Genomic DNA, 20,352 nt, shown 5'->3' on the forward strand with positions numbered 1-20,352 from the left:
ATCTCTCCCTTAATTAAAGTCCTTTAGCTTTTGCTTCATCCCAATATGAATCCAGTTCTTCCAATGTATAATCCTCAAATTTTTTGTTTGCCCTTTGAATGCACTCTTCTATATATGTAAAACGCTGGTGGAATTTCTGGTTTGCTTTGTAGACGGCTTCTTCCGCTTGTATGTCATAATAACGTGAAATGTTGACAAGCGCAAAAAAGAGGTCGCCCAGCTCTGATTTTATTCTTTCGACATCCCTGTTCGGGCTTAATATTTCCTCTTCCAATTCCTGCACTTCTTCCCTTACCTTTTTCCAGGCCTCGGAAACCTCATCCCAATCAAATCCAACCTTGGCAGCCCTTTTTTGATACTCTTCGGCCCGAAGTAAGTTTGGCAGCGATTTCTCAATACCATCCAGTATGGATTGCGGAGCTTTTGTTTCGCTCCCTTTTTCATCTTCTTTGATTTTCTGCCAGTTCACTAATACATCTTCCTCGCCGTTCACTTCAACATCTCCGAATACATGAGGGTGGCGTCGAATCATTTTTGCCGTAATGCCTTCAATCACATCATCTATCGTGAACATTCCCTCATCTTCACCGATTTGTGAATGAAGCATCACCTGAAGCAGCACATCCCCAAGTTCACCAATCATGCCCTCATCGTCCTCTTCATCGATGGAATCAATCAGCTCATATGCCTCTTCTATTAGATATTTCTTCAAGCTTTCATGAGTTTGTTTCTTATCCCAAGGACATCCGTCAGGACCTCTAAGTTCTGCAATGACCTGCCGCAGCTTAGAAAACTCCCTATATCGTAAAGCTTCTTCGCTAACAGGCGGGACATAAACACTCGTCAAGTTACTTAACTCCATCTGACGGTCGAGTTCGAAGAGAGCACATTTTGTCACTTTTTCCTGACTGCTTCCTGCCGCTGTAACGATATATACCTCGTAGTCATCCGGTAGCTTTTCCATTAAGGTCAGCTTCACATTGGATGCACTGAATGCGTCATACACCTGTCCGATTATCATATGCTGGGCAATGTGCAAATCATCCGGTGAAAGATCTGTTCCATCCAATAGCTGAAACCCTTCAATCGGATCGATTCTAACAGCCTGAAACAAGGGATCAAGGAAACTCTGCCCGCCTTCCAGCTTAATGGCTATTCCAAGAGCCGGACCCTTTTCGAGCAAAAGCTGCACCGTTTTTTCCGCAACCATGGGATGCCCCGGAACTGCGTATAGAACAGAACGGTTCGAAGCCTCTTGTAATAATGTTCCGGCAATTTCTTCATATACAGCTTCAAATTGGTCGTGCTTTTCATATATCCCGTCAAACGCCGTGAAATTTATTCCTTCCCTTTTCAAATCCCCGATTACCGGATGATCAATCGTTCTGACGAAACATTGTTCTGTTTGTATCAATTTTTTATAAATCCCTAGAGGAAGCTGGTCTAAATCCCCTGCACCAAGGCCTATTATCGTAATCTCATTCATGATTTCGCATACTCCTATTCGTTATTATAAATCGTTTAAGCTTCGAACCTGCAGGTATAAGTGAAAGTTCTTCTTCTCCAAATAAGCCTGCACGAATGGCCGTCATCACAAAAACGGCTGCACCGATCCCTACACCGATCAAAGCTTGGATCGTAGCTAACAACCGGCTCTCGCCTGAAAACATCAATTCGAATAAACTATTGAATAAAACAACCGCCGTACCCATGTAAACCGTACTCTTCAAGATTATTAACACGTGTTTCTTTTCAATTAATGTCTTTTTAATATGTACTCTCAATACCACATAAAATAATACAGTCATGATCATAAACGCAAGCACTGTTGCCGAGGCTGCTCCCGCGATCTTGTAATGAGGCACTAGAACAAGGTTCAAAGCCCACTTGCTGCCCACCCCCACAAGCGTAATGATCACCGGTATGAACGAATAACCTAAACTTTGAATCACTGCTGCTTCTGCCATTATGAGGGATGTGAATAAAATTGATAAAGAGAAAATTGCTAAAGTAATTGTCCCTTTGGTATCCGTGAACAGCATATGATTGACAGGCTTCATCGTCACCACCAGCCCGATCGCAGCTGCGAGTCCTAGCGTCGCACTTACACGAAGCGCCAATTTGATCTTATTCAATAATTCATGTTCACTTTTCCTCTGAACGAATCCGGATATTATAGGTACAAGCGCCAACGCAAAAGAATTAGCCACGACTGTACCTAGCTGAAGCAAAGGCTGTCCTCGGTCATATACCCCTTTCCATTCCTTGGCTTCCCTTTCCCCCATCCCCGTTTCCCTCAGTAGGGAATACAGGTGCATTGAATCGACAAACTGAAACAAGATAAGGATCAAGCCAGTTATGCAAAAGGCTAACCCTTGAAAAACCAGGACTTTGGAAATTTTGATGAAATGTACCGGTTTGATTTTCATTCGTAAAAAAAGCTTCCATTCTTCTCTTAAACTAACGAAAGCAATAAGCAGGACCAGGCCAGTAATGCCGCCGGTTATCGAACCGAGGACTGCCCCCTCGCCGACCACATAAGGAGAGTAGCCCTGGTACACGAAAATTGTGGAAAGAACCAGTATCGTCAACACACGGATGCATTGTTCAGCGACCTGCGAACTTGCAGTCGGCAGCATGTCGTTCATTCCTTGAAAATAGCCTCTTAAAACAGATGAAATCGGCATTAATAAATAGGAATAGGCAACGAGTCTCAGCAGACCGGCTAAATGCGGATCCTTCATCCATCCTGCAATCCAATCAGCGCCAAGGAACAGTGCAGCAAACATCATGACTCCTATCGAACTTAAGACGACGAATGATGTCATTAAAATGTCCTTGACCGCAAAGTTATTTTTGGAAGACTCCCGTTCTGCAATAAGTTTGGATATGACTACCGGAAAGCCGAGTGTTGATAATGTAAAAGCAACACCGTAGAAGGGATAGACCTGTTGATAGATATAAAACCCGATGTCACCTGCAATGTTCTGATATGGTATGCGATAGGCCGCACTCAATACTTTTACGATAATCGCTGCTGCGCTCAAAATCAGCGCACCTCGAAAAAGTTCATTTGGTGTTTTATAAGGCTTTTCAGCCATTCTTTTTCCCCTTTTCACTCATATGTGGTAGTTATTATAGCATAATTCCAATGGTTATTTTTCTATTCCAGCCCATACTGTTAATTAGTTTCCATATTCACCTTGAGTCTGCCCCCATCCAGTTAGCCTTTTAGAAAGAGCAAAAAGGACAGCGCGATTGCTGCCCTTTCCACCTTAAAAAATATAATGGCATGTCCAAGGTTACTGTTCCATTTGTCTAGCTAGGAAACTTGCTGCTGTTTCAACCGATTTCTGTTCCACTTCACCAATGGTACTATCTTTAGAGAAAATCAATACGGCACCAATCGGGTCACCACTCGCAATGATTGGAGCTGCAGTATAAGATTGGACCTCTTCATCATTGGAATCAACGAATGAAATTTGTCCATTTGGAGACTCCAGGACAGGATTTCTTTCTTCCATGATTTTTTCCACTAGTTCACTAACGCTTTTATTTAAGTATTCTTTTTTGGAGCCGCCTGCCACTGCAATGTAAGTATCCCTGTCACAAATCATAACTGGGTTTCCAAGGCTATCATAAAGTGCTTCTGCATATTCCCTTGCAAAATCGCCTAATTCACTGATAGGTGAGTATTTCTTTAGGATGACTTCTCCATCTCTATCTACAAATATTTCCAGTGGATCTCCTTCACGAATACGGAGGGTCCTGCGGATTTCTTTCGGGATGACGACTCTTCCTAAATCATCAATTCGGCGAACGATACCAGTTGCTTTCATCTAATGTTGCCTCACTTTCATCTAATTGATTTGATAAATCCTCATTTTGTAGCAAAATCATCACCAGCTATTGTACTTAGTATTTTTCTAATGGTAAGTTCTATGCACTTTGAAAAAATTTTTCTTTTTGTTGCATTTTTTTACCATGGTACCTAAAAAAATTTCTTCAAGAGGATAATCATTCAATTTTAGTTTTTAGTGGCTTGCGTCTCTTTTTTTACATACTGTAAACCCTTGGCCATCTCAAATAAGATATTAAGCCATTTGCTTTGTTCTACACCTTTTATGTGCAGGACCAGCTTCATTCGGTTGCCGTCCATGCCGAAGCCAACCATACGGCCATACTTCGATCCCAGCTCGAACACCTTTTGTCCATCCACATCGCTGCTGACCTTTTCCCTAAGGAGAATGCTGATTTCCTGCTTTAATTGTTTAATGCTTTCAATTCCGGCCTTTTCAGCATATACCTTCATTTCGGCAATCATGAATAAATAGGAAACTTCTTCTGGATATTCTCCGAAACGATCGATCATTTCATCCTGTAATTCTTCCACTTCTTCAAGCGAAGCAATCCCTCTGAACCTTTTATACATTTCTATTTTCTGATGTCCATCCATTATGTAGGCATCAGGGATATAAGCATCCACTTCAACGTCAATTTCCAGGGTGTTCTTTTCTTCGGCTGGTTGGTCATTACGTTTCGCATCTACCGCTTCTTTCAACATTTGTGAATACAGATCAAAACCAACTGAATCGATGAAGCCATGTTGTTGAGCCCCTAGAATGTTTCCAGCTCCCCTGATGGATAAATCACGCATCGCGATTTTGAACCCTGAACCCAATTCTGTAAATTCCTTAATGGATTGAAGACGTTTTTCTGCCACTTCCGTCAGCACTTTATCTTTCCTATAAGTAAAGAATGCATATGCCACCCGGTTGGATCGCCCTACACGGCCACGCAGCTGATAGAGCTGTGAAAGTCCCATTCTATCCGCTTCATTCACTATGAGCGTATTGACATTCGGGATATCAACACCCGTCTCTATAATGGTTGTACTTACCAGAACATCATATTCACCTTCTAAGAAGCCGAACATGACGGCTTCCAGTTCTTGCTCTGTCATTTGCCCATGAGCATAGGTGACACGGGCATCGGGCACCAGCATGGAAATTTCTTCTGCTTTTCTTGCTATATCCTCTACCCGATTGTAAAGGAAGTAAACCTGACCACCCCTGGCCAATTCCCGTTCTATGGCTTCCGTTACCAACGAGCCATTATACTCCATGACATAAGTTTGGATCGGGAACCGGTTCTCAGGCGGTGTTTCGATCACGGACAGATCCCTCACGCCCAGCATGGACATATGAAGGGTCCTCGGAATCGGCGTCGCGGTCAAAGTCAGTACATCCACATTAGTTTTTAACCGTTTGATCTTTTCCTTGTGTGTAACGCCAAAGCGCTGTTCTTCATCAATGATAAGCAATCCCAAATCGCGGTACACGATATCTTTGGATAAAATCCTATGCGTGCCAACGACAATATCCACAGTGCCGGCCTTCAATCCTTTAATCGTCTCCGTTTGTTGTTTTTTAGTCCGGAAACGGCTCATATGACCGATCGAAATGGGATAATCCTGAAAACGCTCCCTTAATGTTTCATAATGCTGCTGGGCGAGGATTGTGGTCGGAACAAGAAATGCTACCTGCTTGCCATCCATTATGGCTTTAAAAGCGGCCCGGATCGCCACCTCAGTCTTCCCATATCCAACATCGCCGCATAATAAACGATCCATCGGCCGTTCACGTTCCATATCCTTTTTGATTTCGACTATGGAACGTAATTGATCTTCCGTTTCGTTATAAGCGAATGATGTTTCGAATTCTCTCTGCATATCACCATCAGGTGAAAAGGCATAGCCCTTTGCCGCTTCCCTTTCTGCGTATAACTTGATTAAATCATCGGCAATGTTCTCAACGGATGATTGAACCTTACTTTTGACTCGTTTCCATTCCGTTCCGCCTAGCTTATAAAGCTTCGGTTCTTTTCCTTCAGAACCGACATATTTTTGGACAAGATCAATTTGGTCGACAGGAACATACAATTTGTCATCCGCTTGATAACGAATATTCAGGTAATCTTTATGGACCCCATTTATCGTAAGGGTTTCAATGCCCAAGTATTTTCCGATACCGTGGTTAACATGAACGACATAATCACCAATCTTCAGTTCGGAATAACTCTTGATTCGCTCCGCATTCGATAGTTTCTGTCTCCGTATTGATTTCTTTGACTTCTTATTAAACAATTCCGTTTCCGTAATGATACTGAATTTTTGCATAGGTAATTCAAAGCCGCTATTAAGACTTCCGCGTAAAATCTGTACTTTACCTGGAAGAATGCTGTCCGCATTAAACAGTTCTGCGGCCTCTATATCATAATCGGCTAAAACCGAATGCAGCTTTTTTACCCGTTCTTCATCCTGTCCAAGTATGACGACTGTATATTTCCCTTTTTTCCAACGTTCCAGTTCAGCTTTGAACACATTCATCTGTCCATGGAAATTTTGCATTTGTTTACTGGAAAAATTCAGGATATTCTGAGGATTTGTATGCGGTACATGCCGTAAAAACAATGAAAGGTATACAAGCGGCCTGCTGGATTTCATTATTAATTCCTGCATGGGATGAGCTAATTTGATGTCATGGATAATTTGTCCCTGACTTAAAAGATCCGTGTACCACCCAGCCTCTTCTTTTTCCAAAGAATCATTGATTTCTTGGATTCTACTGATTTCATCCAAGAAAACCAAACCATTTACCGGTAAATAATCTATTAAACTAGCTGGATCTTCATACGCTAAACTTAAGTATTTAAAGATTTTGTCGGGTATATTCCCCATTTTCAGCTGTTCAAGTTCATAACTGATCGTTTGAACCAGCTGTTCCTTGGTTTTCTCGTCTTTAAGTTTCTTCAAGCTTTTACTTAATCCGCTCTCGAGCCTTGTTATGATTCTTTCGATATGCTCCGTCTCTAGCAAAGCCTCACTGACGGGACCAATCGTCACTTTCTTGAGTTTCTCGATGGATCGCTGATCTTCGCTTGAAAAGGTTCTTATTGAATCTATTTCGGTATCGAATAATTCAATTCGTATTGGATTAGGTTCGGTGATCGGATAAATATCGATTATACCGCCCCTGATACTGAATTCACCTGGAGAAGCGACCATTTCAGACCGGTTATAACCCATGGCAATGAATTTATTAAGCGTTGGTTCAAGCTCGATGTCTTCCCCTAAATTAAAGATAAGCTGATGCCTCTTCCAAATATCCTTTGGAGGAAGCACACGACGCACCCCGGGAATTGGCGCAATGACAATCCCTTTCTTTCCCTCCGCCCAAAAGTTCAATGCCTCTACTCGTTGGGCCCTTAATTCCGGGCTGGCAACACTCAAATCAGCCGCAATCAATTCATTGGCTGGATATATATATAATTCTTCCTCGGGAATGAAACTGGATAGGTCCTCATGGAATTTTTGTGCTTGCAATAAATTATGGGTAACTAATAAAATAGGCCTATTCGTCTTTTCATATACGGAAGCCAGCAATAGTGATCTCGAGGAACCTGTCAGACCAGAGACGATCTGCTCTTTAAGCCCTTCATCGATGCCGGCTATTAACGAATGAACATCATCTTGTTTGGAGAACAAGTTCTGCAATCCATTCATTTTCTTTCCCCCCCTCTCTTTAACGTGCGAAAAACCATTTGTAATCATTTTATTTGAACTTGGCCATTTCACCAAGCGTCCTCTTTATTAACGGCAATTTTATGTGCCCTGGTATTCCAGACAAACGGAAAAATGCTTTGGATTTTGTCCAAAGCCCTCTTCCGCTAATGAATAATATAATCGTTTTCATATAAATCAGGGTTTCTTTGCAGCGATTCATGGCAATCTTCACATATCGCCCTTACATGCATATCCCCTTCAGAATCATAAACGATCATCTCTTGTCGCTCTTCATCGGTAAGTTGATTAAAACCTAACTGCTCCGTACTCAGTGAGTGTGCCTCGATTGAGCCCAGCTTAGTTCCGCAATGTCGGCATCGATAATGGAGAGCCATTTGGTAACCCCCTATTTTAGTAATAGTGTTAGTATGTACAAAAGTAGAGGGGTTTTATTCAGCGAAACAGGAAGATATTATTCTTTACTTATATCTACTCTCTGCTTATTGGTTATATTCGTTCATGACCTGTATAAATGGCTTTTCCATCCAGGCTTCACAAGAGGCTGCACTTTTTTCGATCGTTGCCCCGACATGATCCCATTCTTCAGGCGAAAAACGCCCCAATACATAATCAGATACCGGAATGCGGCCAATCGGGCGGCCAATGCCTATTCTGATTCGATTGAATTCTTGCGTACCCAAATGGGCAATTGAAGATTTTATCCCATTATGACCGCCTGCACTACCTTTTTGACGAAGGCGAAGCTTCCCTGGAGGCAAATCAAGGTCATCATATATAATGACCACATCCGCGATGTCCACCTTAAAGAAATGCATGACAGCCGAAATGGATTCTCCTGACAAGTTCATGTAGGTTAATGGTTTAAGCAATAAAACTTTTTCTCCCTTTACCATTCCTGCACCATAGATTCCCTTATGTTTTGCTTGATCAAGGGGAATCGACCATCTTTTGGATAACTCATCTATTACTTCAAATCCGACGTTATGCCGGGTTTTTTCATACTGTTTACCTGGGTTCCCTAACCCTACAATAATTTTCATGATTCACACTCCGTCATTACGGTTATTTAGGGAGTTACGCTGGGACGAAGTTTTTCCAAGATCATTGACCTTAGAAAAATAGTACCCTAATTTCAAGCTGGCCTGCAAGCGACAGGAGAACTAATTAGGAAAAATCCTAATTAAAGGAATCCATTACGAAAAAAATGGTCCGGTTTTAATTGATGCATCCAGAGATTGAAAAGACGTAACTCGTTAAGAGCTACGCCTATTATATCACGATTCACTTGTTTAATCCCGGCATCATGACTCTGGTGATGCCTTGGTTTCCCTGCCTTCTTCATTTTCAGGGATACCGCCATCTTGCTGTTCACCTGTGCTTATCTCCTCTTCCTGACGAGGGGCCAAAACGGATGCAACAACTTCTTCACCATCATTGTCGATTGTAACTTGCTTATTCGTTTGGATATCGGATATGTAGATTGTATCCCCTACCTGAAGTTCGGTAACGTCAACATCGATGGAGTCAGGAATGTCATTAGGTTTAGCCGTAACCGTGACTTCATGAAGTGACTGCTGAAGGACCCCACCGTCTTTCACGCCTTTACAAACACCGACAAGGTTAATGCGAACTTGCGCTTGTAATTGAGCGGACATATCTACAATTAAAAAGTCTGCATGATAAATGGAGTTCTTTAATGGATCCTTTTGATAGTCAGAGAGCATGACTTTATAACTCGCACCTTCCAATTCCAAAGAAATGATTCCATTACGGCCTATTTCCTTGATTGTCTTTTGAAGCTCGATATTATTGACCGAAATGGACGTACTGTCATTTTTATTGCCATATACTATCGCAGGGATTTCGCCATTTTCCCTCAAATTCCTTAAATTAGAGTGTTTTGAATCCGTACGTTCTTTTGCAGCTAATATATTACTCATACATCCTCCGCCTTCCTGAATATGAATTACAAGTTTCTCTATATTTAACATTTCCCTAAATGGCGAATCATTAAACATGAAAGGTAAAATCCGAAGGAAGCAAGAAGGGGATAAACATATGGTAAACATAGGTATTCGCCGCAAAATCTTTTTTCTCTAATTCAAGCGTGAATCGCTTTTTTTTCCATTTCCCCCTCAACTTGCATCACTCGGTCAAGGATTTGTGCTGCTAGTGATGAGTATTGAATACTATCCTTTTTCCGTGGTCTCGGCAGATTGATTTCCTTATTCATGACGACTTTGCCTTCTTCGATTAATATGACACGGTCGGCTAGCATTACAGCTTCTTCAACATCATGTGTAACAAGCAAGGCAGTAAAGTCCCTTTTCCTCCATAGTTCTTCAATCAGCCTTTGCATGCCCATTCTCGTCAAAGCATCCAATGCCCCTAACGGCTCATCCAAGAGGAGAATGTCAGGTTGGTTCACCAATGCCCTCGCTAATGCAACCCTTTGCTTTTGCCCACCGGATAAAACGGACGGCCAATCACTTGCTCGATCTGCAAGGCCCACTTGCTCCAGTAATTCCATGGCATTTGGCTTCCAATCCCCTTTCAAGCCTATACCAATATTTTCAAGGATCTTTTTCCAAGGAAAAAGCCTTCCATCCTGAAACATCGTACGTGAAGATTTATTTAATCCTTTCAACGGCTTTCCATTCACCAGTATCTGCCCGCCCGTCGGCTTTTCCAGTCCTGCCACAAGACGAAGCAAGGTGCTCTTTCCACATCCACTCTTACCGACAATGGCTACGAATTCCCCTTTTTTAAATGTGAGGTCCATCCCCTTTAATACTTCAAACTCCCCAAAATCCTTTCTTACACCCTGCAACTCCAACGAATTTCCATTTTTCATATTAATGACCTCCTCATTGGTATGATGGATGCCACTTTAAGCATCTTTTTTCGATTATTTTGGCCGCAACGTCCGATATTTTTCCCAATGAGGCATATAAGAGAATACTAAGAACAACAATATCCATCCTCATGAATTCCCGGGCATTCATAGCCATATATCCAATTCCGGAATTAGCGGATATTGTTTCTGCGACAATTAATGTGACCCACATGATTCCAAGAGAGAAGCGGATACCCACCAAAATGGATGGAAAGGCGGCAGGGAGAATAACATTCCAGAATAAAGAAAAACCACTTAACCCATAAACCCTCGCTGCTTCGATCAATCCCTTATCCACTGATTTCACTCCATGAAATGTATTTAGATAGATAGGAAAAAGAACCCCTAAAGCGACAAGGAAGATTTTCGCTTCTTCTTCTATACCAAACCATAAAATCACCAGCGGTATTAAAGCTAAATGCGGAATGTTACGCAACATCTGAAGCGAAGTATCGAATAGGCTTTCAGCAATGGATGATAATCCATTTAATAAACCTAGTACAAAACCAATGATCCCGCCTATTAAAAAGCCGATGAAGGCACGCTGAGCACTGATGCCGATATAATCTATAAGTTCACCTGTCCCCAATAAAGCGACACCTGCTTTAAACACTTCAGTCGGGGCAGGCAATATCCGATCCGACAAAATCCCCCACAAAGACAGCAGCTGCCAAGTTACCAAAAGGAAAATGGGCACAAGCCAAGATATGAGTTGGAACCTATTGAACTTTTTGTTTAATTTTTTCTGCATCTTCATTTTCACTTCCTTTTGTAGGGTAGTGGTCATTGGCCAGTATTTCCCCAAATGGGCTCGTAGCTTTTGAAACGGGACTTTCCAGCTGTTCAACAGGGAGTAAAGGGAATAATAATTCCGCAACTCTGTATGCTTCTTCTAGATGAGGGTATCCAGATAAAACAAAGGATTCTATTCCGATTTCTTCATATTCCTTCATTCTGGCGGCAACATTTTCTGCACTCCCTACCAGTGCCGTACCTGCGCCCCCGCGCACTAGACCTACACCTGCCCAAAGGTTAGGGCTGATTTCAAGCGAATCCCTGTTTCCGTTATGGAGTTGCGACATCCGCTTTTGGCCCACTGAATCAAACCTTTCGAAGATCTTTTGTGAATTTTCAATCATTTCGTCATCCACATATTTAATAAGTTCGTCCGCTGCCTGCCAAGCTTCTTCTTCCGTTTCCCTTACAATGACATGCATCCGTATGCCAAACCTGACCTCACGTCCATACTCTGCTGCCTTTTTACGTACCTTTTCAATTTTTTCAGCCACTTGCATCGGCGGCTCACCCCAAGTCAAGTACACATCAATATGCTTTCCAGATATATCGATGGCCGGATCGGATGAACCTCCGAAATAGAGTGGTGGGTACGGTTTTTGTATAGGTGGCAACAGGATATCCCCGCCTTCAATCTTTAGGTGCTCCCCTTCAAAGTCCACTTTGTCCCCGGACATCTCCTTTCTCCAGATATCAAGAAATTCATCTGTTTGCCCATAGCGTTCCTTATGATTCAGAAATACGCCATCACCTGCCAGTTCGACCGGGTCCCCTCCAGTTACTACATTGATCAAGAGACGTCCATTCGACAGCCGGTCGAAGCTCGAAGCCATCCTGGCAGCCAAGGTTGGCGACATTAAACCTGGTCGTACCGCAACTAGAAATTTCATTCTTTCCGTTGCGGAAATCAATGAAGAACCAACTACCCATGCATCCTCACAAGACCGTCCCGTCGGAAGCAACGCTCCTTCAAATCCCAAATGATCGACCGCCTGTGCTATTTGTTTTAAATAAGGAAGCGTGATTGCCCTCCCTCCCTTTGTCGATCCTAAATAGCGACTTTCCCCATGTGATGGCAAAAACCAAAATACTTTCATTTTATTTCCCCCTTAATTTTTTTAACATCTGCAGATGCATCCAGAACATTAATCTTGCTTGGGATTAATTTAAGATTGTAAAACGTATCGGCAATCTTTTGTTGATCATCCAAAACGCCATTGGAAATTTCCTCAAGTCCATATTCTTTTCTATTTAATGTTTTTTCCAATGCCTCAACACTCATTCCAATTTCCGGTGATAGAAACTCAGCAACATCCCTTGGGTTCTCTTCAATCCATTTATCAACTTTTATCAGTTCTTCTTTGATAATCTTCAAAGCCTCTTCGTTCTCGGCAAATGAATCAGTTGCCAAAAAGAATTCACGATTCGCCACCAGTCCTTCTCCATCCTGAATCGTTTTCGTTTTAAGTTCCAATTCCGCCGCTGATAAAAATGGATCCCATATTACCCAGGCATCGATTTGGTTTCCTTCAAAAGCAGCCCTCGCATCAGCCGGTGGCAAGTAGACGGGCTGAATGTCATCAAGAGTAAGACCTGCTTCCTCTAACGCTTTGACCAATAGGTAATGAACATTGGAACCTTTATTCAAGCCAACCTTCTTACCTTTTAAATCTTTCACATTTTTAATGGGTGAATCCTTTTGTACGACTATGGCCTCTCCTGATGGGTTTGCCGGCTGATTGGCAATATAGACAAGCGGAGCATTGGCTGCTTGTGCAAATATCGGCGGTGCCTCCCCTGTGTGCCCAAAATCAATGCTGCCGACATTCAAGGCTTCAAGCAGTTGAGGTCCTGCAGGGAATTCAGTCCAATCGACTGTATAACCCACTTCCTTTAAATGTGTTTCCAGCTCTCCCTTTGATTTTAAAACATTTAATGTCCCGAATTTTTGATAACCGATTCGGATGGTCTTATCCGATTCTTTTGCATCAGCACTTGTGGAACTGTTCTTTTCCTGCCCGCATGCACTCACTATCAGCATGAAGATGCTGAAGATGGACAGCAGCCATATCTTTCGTTTTTTCATATTCTGCACACCCTTCTTAAACTATTTATATAAAAATAAAAGGCTCCTTTTCTTCACCAATAGGACAATAGGGCAAAAAGATGCCTAATGTTCAATGGTAAGTGAAAAGGAGCCTTCGGTAGTCCGATCGGCGTTAACCAATATGCACTTGCGTTAGTACAGGTTTTCATTCCATGAATATGAATTGAATTTGTATAGCCATTTTATTATTAGTATTCATATCTGTCAACTATGAATTTAATATTTTTTTTGAAAATTCCAAACAAAAATACGGCGAGCCCGAAGGCCCGCCGTGTTTTGATTAATTTTGTTATCAATCGAATAATGTGCTGACTGATTGTTCCTCATGCACACGAATAATTGCCTCTGCAATCAAAGGTGCTACAGAAAGTCCAGTAATTTTATCGATTTTCTTATCTTCAGATAGGGCAATCGAGTTAGTCACGACCAATTCCTTGATCGTTGAATTTTGAATCCTTTCGATGGCAGGACCTGAAAGGACTGGGTGTGTACAACAAGCATACACTGCTTTAGCACCATTCTCCACAAGTGCATTGGCCGCTAGAGTAATAGTGCCTGCAGTATCGATGATGTCATCAATCAGTATTGCTGTCTTTCCTTCAATATTACCAATGATGTTCATAACTTCAGCCACGTTCGGTCTTGGACGGCGCTTATCGATAATGGCAATCGGTGCTTTTAGGCGATCAGCCATTTTACGGGCACGCGTTACACCACCATGGTCTGGGGAAACGATGACGATATCACTTAAATCTTTTTCCTTGAAGAAGTCAGCTAAAATCGGAACAGCAACAAGGTGATCGATCAGAATATCGAAGAAACCTTGAATTTGTGGTGCGTGAAGATCTAAAGTGATAACACGGTGGGCACCAGCCGTTTCTAAAAGATTTGCGACAAGTTTAGCTGTAATTGGTTCACGCGCACGCGCTTTACGATCTTGTCGGGCATAACCGTAATATGGCATTACTATATTGATCGTTTTAGCTGAAGCACGTTTAAGAGCATCGATCATAATTAAAAGTTCCATTAAATTTTCATTGACTGGTTGGCTTGTTGATTGGATTACGTAAACGTCACAGCCACGAATACTTTCTTCAATATTAATCTGAACTTCACCGTCACTGAAACTTGTTACGCTACATTTTCCAAGTTCAACACCGATTGCAGCAGCAATTTCCTGAGCTAAATCGAAGTTTGAATTTAAAGAGAATACTTTTAAATTAGGATCTAAATACTGATTTGACATGATGACCTCCGTCGGTTATTTATTAAATTTCAAATTCTTGACATAATCTTCTTTGTTAACTTGACGAGCCCGGGCAACGGATAGGGCTTCCTTCGGTACATCTTGCGTGATGGTTGACCCAGCAGCTACATATGCCCCTTCTCCTACCGTCACGGGTGCAACCAGATTAGAATTGCAGCCTATGAAGACATTGTCTTCAATCTTCGTCAAATGTTTATTTTTCCCGTCGTAATTCACGGTAATAGATCCGCAGCCTATATTAACATTCTCCCCAACCTCTGCATCTCCAATATAACTCAGGTGAGAGGCCTTGCTTCCTTCGCCAAAAACGGTCTTTTTAATTTCGACAAAATTACCGATCTTAACGGAATCCTTAATATCTGATTGAGGTCTGACATGGGCGAATGGACCGATTTTAACAAAACTTCCAATACTGCTTTCGTGTACAACCGATTGGAGGACTTCCGTTCCATCACCAATTTCACAATTACTGATTTCCGTATTCGAGCCAATCAAGCAATCCTGCCCGATAATACTTTTTCCTTTAATGAATGACCCAGGGTTAATGACTGTATCCTGTCCGATTTGCACATCCGCTTCAATGAACGTAGTAAGCGGATCGATGATCGTTACACCATTCCTCATATGCGTTTCATTGATGCGTTTACGTAAAATCTGCTCCGCCTGCGATAAAGCCACTCGGTCATTTACACCCAATGTCTCCTCGAAATCACTGGATTGGAAGGCCGTCACCACTTCGCCTTCCTCTTTTAAGATTTCAAAAACATCCGGTAAGTAATATTCTCCCTGGACATTTTCATTTGAAACTTTTTTCAGCGCGCTAAATAATGCTTGGTTATCGAAGCAATACGTACCGGTATTTATTTCCTTAACATATCTTTCTTCATCAGTGGCATCCTTATGCTCGACGATTTTTTCTACAAGACCGCCTTCACCGCGAAGGACCCTTCCATAACCTGCAGGGTTATCTGCATATGCTGTTAAGATTGTTGCTTTCGCCTGACTTTGCTCATGCAATGCTATAAGCTCTTTCATCGTTTCCGCTTTAATCAGAGGCGTATCACCGCAAATAACAAGGGTCGTTCCACTTTTTACGGATAAAACGCTTTCCGCTTGCATTACAGCATGTGCCGTACCTAATTGCTGATCTTGTAAGGCATACTTGCATGAATCACCAAGTTGTTCTTGTACTTTTTCAGCTCCATGGCCGATAACTGTAACAATATCTTCTATTTGAAGTTGATTGACTTGATCGATAACATGTTGTACCATTGGTTTCCCGCAAACAGGGTGCAAAACCTTATAAAGCTTAGATTTCATCCTAGTACCTTGCCCAGCGGCCAATATTATTGCATAGCGATTACTCATAACAGGCCTCCATTTTCACCTTTTTATCCACTAAAAATATTATCTCAAATAGTGATTCTTTTCAAGGTAACAATTAAAAGTACATATAATTGTCAACCAATTATGTAAAAAAAGTTCGATTTCCGACAGCCTTACTAAAGTTATTAATGGACCTTTTAGCATTAATTTAAATCATGGACGATGTCATTTTCATTAATGGCATAATACAGAAACCATGCCTCCTCCCCTTTATAACACCAGCAAGCCCAATTATCCCAAAGCGTTGCCATGATCGCGCTAGACCTATGTATAAGCCATCTGGATGTACTGCACCCTCTGTTAACTTTCATTCCGAAATCAGATTACCGATTCAATTCAACTTCAGTTCTTTAGATGGATGGAGTAAGTGGTATCCTCAAATCCCGCTTACAGGAATTTCAATATCTGGATGGACAAAAAGGTTTAAAAAATAAAAGGGTTGGGTACTTAAACTCTAAAGATATCACCTTAATTTTACAATTTAGATAATTAAAGCGAATTTCTGTATGATGAGCGAATAGGTTCTAAACTTGTCCGTTTTTGAATAAATAAAAAAGAGCACTACTTATGAAGTAGGCTCTAGATGCACGAATTATAAATTTAAAGTTTAAAAGTAAGGTTATTTTAAGAAGCACCTGCTCCAGCTTCCTCTAATTCAGTTTCAAGTTCTCCCAATCGATGATATTCTGTCAAGACAGCTTCTTGAATTTTCCCGCGTGTCGAGGAATTGATTGGATGAGCGATATCCCGGAATTCTCCATCTGGAGTTCGTTTACTTGGCATTGCTACAAATAAACCATTGTTTCCGTCGATCACACGAATATCATGAACCACAAATTCATTATCCAGTGTAATTGATGCGATAGCTCTCATACGACCATCCGTATTCACACGGCGTAATCTTACGTCAGTTACTTCCATTTAAGCTCACCATCCCTTTTTGTTGTTGTTAAAACTTAAAGTACATATTCAACAAAAAAACGTGAACTCCTTCTATTATCTGTAATTTTTTTAGAAAATTCAGCCTAGTTTTCAAAAACACTAAGAATCTTCCTTATATTGCAGGAAAATACCCATTACGAATTTCCTAAAAAATAAAAAAAACGCCCGTTTATTTAACGAGCGCTACCACTTCTATTTCCACTAGTGCATCTTTAGGAAGGCGAGCAACCTCTACACAAGAGCGAGCAGGTTTGTGAGCAGAAAAATATTCTCCGTATATTTCATTAATCGAACCGAAATCATCCATACTTTTAATGAATACTGTAGCCTTAATGACAGTTTCCAATGAAGCCCCAGCTTCTTTCAATACGGCTTGAAGATTCTTAAAGACCTGGTGTGTTTGTTCCTTTACATCCCCAGTCACCATCTCACCAGAAGCAGTAAGTGGGATCTGTCCTGAACTGAAAAATAACTTATCCACGATCACGCCTTGTGAATATGGTCCGATCGCTGCCGGTGCTTCATCAGTATGTATCGTTTTCATTAAATGATTCCCCCTATTCCTTTTTCGTAAAATAATTCCCACGGCTTACATTGATTTTCTTGTCTCTTTCGACTACCTGCGTCAACTTGATTAATGAAACATAGTCCTCGACAAGGCACTCCTCCGTATGTTCGGATTCGACCAGCACCGCTATTCCGGCAACTGTTGCCTTAAATTCATCCAATAGACTGACCATACCGTTAATGGTACCCCCAGCCTTCATGAAATCGTCTACAATCAATACATTCGAACCCTCAACCAAGCTTCTCTTAGAGAGTACCATAGTCTGAATCCTCTTTGAAGAGCCTGAAACATAATTGATGCTCACTGTAGAACCTTCCGTTACTTTATTATTCCTTCTTACAATGACAACTGGAACATTCAAATAATTTGCCACGGCGTATGCTAATGATATCCCTTTGGTTGCCATTGTCATGATGACTGAGACATTTTTCTTGGCATACATTGAAGCGATTATCCTTCCAACCTTATTGACGGTTTGCGGATGTCCTAATATATCTGTCATATATAGATAACCGCCAGGAAGTAACCTTTCGGGACTAGCGATCGTATCGCATAATCCGTCAATGAAGGCATTGGCTTCTTCTTCCTTGATGGAAACAATATATTTCACCCCACCGGCCGCACCTGGAACTGTTGTTAAAGATCCTATCCCGCGTTGTTCAAAGGTATCTTTGATGATTGTCAAATCTTCACTGATCGAGGACTTTGCCGAACTATATCTTTCAGCAAAATAAGTCAGCGAAACAAGTTCCCCTGGATGTTCTAATAAATAATTGGTCATATCGACTAGCCTCTCGCTGCGACGAAATTTCATTGAGACACCCCCTTTGTGAATTCCGAATATTATATAGCAACTATACCACTAATGTACGTTTCTATTCAAGATTGTTTCGATCACCCAGTAAACGGACCGCATAGACTTGATCACAAAATCCGCGAAGTCCATTATAAATTCTTTGCATGCGCGAATCATGTTCCACCAAACCAAAAACGGTCGGACCACTTCCGCTCATCAAGACCGAATCCGCTCCAAATGTCTTCATTTGATCTTTAATGTTCGCAACCTCTGGGTATAACTGCAATGTCACTTGTTCCAGAACATTACCCAACCCTTCACATACATCGTGATAATTGTTTTCCATAATAGCCGAAATCATTCCAGGTACATCCGGATGCTCCATTTTTGAAGTTTGGAGCCTTTTGTATATATCCGCCGTCGATACGCCGATCGTCGGTTTGGCCAAGATGACCCAGCATTTTGGCGGTGCGGGAAGATGCGTGATTTTTTCTCCGCGCCCCCTGGCCAATGCCGTTCCTCCATATACACAAAATGAAACATCAGAGCCAATTTCAGCTCCTATTTCCGCAAGTTCATCCATGGAAAGACCAAGTTTCCACAGTCTATTTAAGCCTCTCAAGGTAGCTGCGGCATCACTGCTTCCACCAGCAAGTCCTGCGGCTACAGGTATATTTTTCTCTATAGTTATGGAAACACCTTTTTTGATCCCAAAACGTTCCTTTAGAATAAATGCAGCTTGATAAGCTAAATTCCGATGGTCATCCGGAACAAATCGATTATGGGATAGAATTTGAATATGATTTCCCTTTATTTCCTTTAGTTCAATTCTATCGGCAAGGTCGACTGTCGTCATGATCATTTCCACCTCATGATACCCATCAGGCCGTTTGAAAAGCACATCCAAAGCCAAATTAATTTTAGCCGGGGCTTTTTCCATAAGCTTCAATATGTCCACCTACTTTAACGTTCTTAAAAGTTCTTGTCCTATTCTATCATATTTGTTTATATTCTAAAGGTTTTTTCATCGTAATTTCAATGTAATGAAGCTAAGATCGGCCCTTAGAGGAGAATAGACACATGTAGGCACATTGGAGAGCAGCTGCTTCCCGCAACCCAAAAGACTTGCTACATATCCATAGAGCATTCACCGATACATAAAAAAACCAGACTCCTTAACTACAATGTAAGCAAAAATGAATGGAGCTATACATTGTATAAAGAGTCCGGCTTCTTTCAACATGACAGCATGATGCAATTAAGTGTTTGATCTTACTCTTTGTTCACCAATTGACGTTGTGCTTTTTCGATAGCAAGTTTTACCATGTTACCTGCGTCCCTGGCCCGGATTCCTCCCCAGCCTTCTTTCTGGACAACATCGTAAAATCCAAGTTCTTTAGCCAATTCCTCTTTAAGATCATTTGACATAATCCCTTTTTTCCTGCTCAAGCGAAGCAACCCCTTTCACATGCTGTCACATGCCTAGTGTTTGCATCATACGCTATTTCATTACATCCTTTTTAAGCCTTTATTGGAGCTCACAGGTATTCTATACAAAACAAAAAGCAGCAAACAAAGTTGTTCGCTGCCTCGTTTAAGTTACATCTCTTGTTGTTTGTTTAAAAATGTTAGTTCTACGGTTTCCGTTAAAACATCCGCATAGCTGTAAGATACTCTTTCAAACGCATTTTCATCTTGGTCGAGCTCAATTACAAAAACAGCCGGATAAGTTTCCGCCAAAGTTCCGAATCGTTCTACAGTCTTTCTTCTTCCACCGTTTGCTTTTAAGAGCAATCTTTTACCTAGGTTTGAATCAAGTGCAGTTTTAATATCAGCTAGAGTTTTTGGCATTTTCGGTCCACCTCACTAAGTTAAGTATATCACAATTTACAAATATACGCAAACAAAATAATAAATTATATCAGCACTTAAAAATGTAGTCAATATATTTTTATCTAAAATTCGGCAAAATCGCGAACAATTTTATTATATCCTTGGAAATGAAAAATT

19 protein-coding genes are annotated in these 20,352 nt (G+C 41.4%); all 19 read right to left on the reverse strand.

What is annotated here, in order from left to right; translation table 11 throughout:
• Positions 1 to 13: 13 nt before the first annotated feature.
• Positions 14 to 1,486, reverse strand: coding sequence for a bifunctional methyltransferase/pyrophosphohydrolase YabN (gene yabN, locus J7J00_RS22440; protein WP_214794730.1), 1,473 nt, complete (start codon positions 1,484 to 1,486; stop codon positions 14 to 16).
• A complete protein-coding gene (locus J7J00_RS22445) occupies positions 1,479 to 3,101 on the reverse strand; it encodes a putative polysaccharide biosynthesis protein (protein ID WP_214794732.1) in 1,623 nt (540 codons plus the stop codon). Before J7J00_RS22445 ends, yabN begins: the two co-directional genes overlap by 8 nt.
• Before the next feature lie 201 nt (positions 3,102 to 3,302).
• Entirely contained in the window at positions 3,303 to 3,839 is a 537-nt protein-coding gene (gene spoVT / locus J7J00_RS22450) for a stage V sporulation protein T (protein WP_063235918.1), read from the reverse strand.
• Positions 3,840 to 4,027: 188 nt separating this feature from the next.
• Entirely contained in the window at positions 4,028 to 7,564 is a 3,537-nt protein-coding gene (gene mfd, locus J7J00_RS22455) for a transcription-repair coupling factor (protein ID WP_214794734.1), read from the reverse strand.
• A 164-nt stretch (positions 7,565 to 7,728) separates the two neighbouring features.
• Positions 7,729 to 7,959: an anti-sigma-F factor Fin gene (fin, locus tag J7J00_RS22460; RefSeq protein ID WP_034316319.1), complete on the reverse strand. Its 231-nt coding sequence runs from the start codon at positions 7,957 to 7,959 to the stop codon at positions 7,729 to 7,731.
• 105 nt (positions 7,960 to 8,064) lie between these two features.
• Entirely contained in the window at positions 8,065 to 8,625 is a 561-nt protein-coding gene (pth, locus tag J7J00_RS22465) for an aminoacyl-tRNA hydrolase (RefSeq protein ID WP_098372664.1), read from the reverse strand.
• Between the two features lie 261 nt (positions 8,626 to 8,886).
• Positions 8,887 to 9,525: a 50S ribosomal protein L25/general stress protein Ctc gene (locus J7J00_RS22470; protein WP_214794736.1), complete on the reverse strand. Its 639-nt coding sequence runs from the start codon at positions 9,523 to 9,525 to the stop codon at positions 8,887 to 8,889.
• A gap of 161 nt (positions 9,526 to 9,686) precedes the next feature.
• Positions 9,687 to 10,439 (reverse strand): ATP-binding cassette domain-containing protein, encoded by a 753-nt coding sequence (locus J7J00_RS22475; RefSeq protein ID WP_214794738.1) that lies wholly within the window; start codon positions 10,437 to 10,439, stop codon positions 9,687 to 9,689.
• Positions 10,440 to 10,452: 13 nt separating this feature from the next.
• Positions 10,453 to 11,232 carry an aliphatic sulfonate ABC transporter permease SsuC gene (ssuC, locus tag J7J00_RS22480; protein WP_396020599.1) on the reverse strand — a complete coding sequence of 260 codons (780 nt, stop codon included), beginning with the start codon at positions 11,230 to 11,232 and terminating at the stop codon, positions 10,453 to 10,455.
• Positions 11,201 to 12,373, reverse strand: a complete 1,173-nt coding sequence (gene ssuD / locus J7J00_RS22485) for an FMNH2-dependent alkanesulfonate monooxygenase (protein WP_214794742.1) — start codon at positions 12,371 to 12,373, stop codon at positions 11,201 to 11,203. The genes ssuC and ssuD overlap by 32 nt, the downstream gene beginning before the upstream one ends.
• Entirely contained in the window at positions 12,370 to 13,362 is a 993-nt protein-coding gene (locus J7J00_RS22490) for a sulfonate ABC transporter substrate-binding protein (protein WP_214794744.1), read from the reverse strand. The genes ssuD and J7J00_RS22490 overlap by 4 nt, the downstream gene beginning before the upstream one ends.
• 313 nt (positions 13,363 to 13,675) lie before the next feature.
• On the reverse strand, positions 13,676 to 14,629 hold the full coding sequence (locus J7J00_RS22495) for a ribose-phosphate diphosphokinase (RefSeq protein WP_057276495.1): 954 nt from the start codon (positions 14,627 to 14,629) through the stop codon (positions 13,676 to 13,678).
• A 15-nt stretch (positions 14,630 to 14,644) separates the two neighbouring features.
• Positions 14,645 to 16,018: a bifunctional UDP-N-acetylglucosamine diphosphorylase/glucosamine-1-phosphate N-acetyltransferase GlmU gene (gene glmU / locus J7J00_RS22500; RefSeq protein WP_214794746.1), complete on the reverse strand. Its 1,374-nt coding sequence runs from the start codon at positions 16,016 to 16,018 to the stop codon at positions 14,645 to 14,647.
• Positions 16,019 to 16,660: 642 nt separating this feature from the next.
• Positions 16,661 to 16,957: a septation regulator SpoVG gene (spoVG, locus tag J7J00_RS22505; RefSeq protein ID WP_034316332.1), complete on the reverse strand. Its 297-nt coding sequence runs from the start codon at positions 16,955 to 16,957 to the stop codon at positions 16,661 to 16,663.
• A gap of 190 nt (positions 16,958 to 17,147) precedes the next feature.
• A complete protein-coding gene (locus tag J7J00_RS22510) occupies positions 17,148 to 17,522 on the reverse strand; it encodes a RidA family protein (RefSeq protein ID WP_053537019.1) in 375 nt (124 codons plus the stop codon).
• A 13-nt stretch (positions 17,523 to 17,535) separates the two neighbouring features.
• Entirely contained in the window at positions 17,536 to 18,360 is an 825-nt protein-coding gene (gene purR, locus J7J00_RS22515; RefSeq protein ID WP_101225907.1) for a pur operon repressor, read from the reverse strand.
• A 61-nt stretch (positions 18,361 to 18,421) separates the two neighbouring features.
• Positions 18,422 to 19,291, reverse strand: a complete 870-nt coding sequence (gene ispE, locus J7J00_RS22520) for a 4-(cytidine 5'-diphospho)-2-C-methyl-D-erythritol kinase (RefSeq protein WP_098372657.1) — start codon at positions 19,289 to 19,291, stop codon at positions 18,422 to 18,424.
• Positions 19,292 to 19,614: 323 nt separating this feature from the next.
• Positions 19,615 to 19,791, reverse strand: coding sequence for a small, acid-soluble spore protein, alpha/beta type (locus J7J00_RS22525; RefSeq protein ID WP_034316340.1), 177 nt, complete (start codon positions 19,789 to 19,791; stop codon positions 19,615 to 19,617).
• A 150-nt stretch (positions 19,792 to 19,941) separates the two neighbouring features.
• On the reverse strand, positions 19,942 to 20,193 hold the full coding sequence (gene veg / locus J7J00_RS22530; RefSeq protein WP_034316343.1) for a biofilm formation stimulator Veg: 252 nt from the start codon (positions 20,191 to 20,193) through the stop codon (positions 19,942 to 19,944).
• Positions 20,194 to 20,352: the final 159 nt, after the last annotated feature.

The organism is Bacillus sp. ISL-4 (genome assembly GCF_018613275.1).
Classification (GTDB): Bacteria; Bacillota; Bacilli; order Bacillales; family DSM-1321; genus Peribacillus; species Peribacillus simplex_E.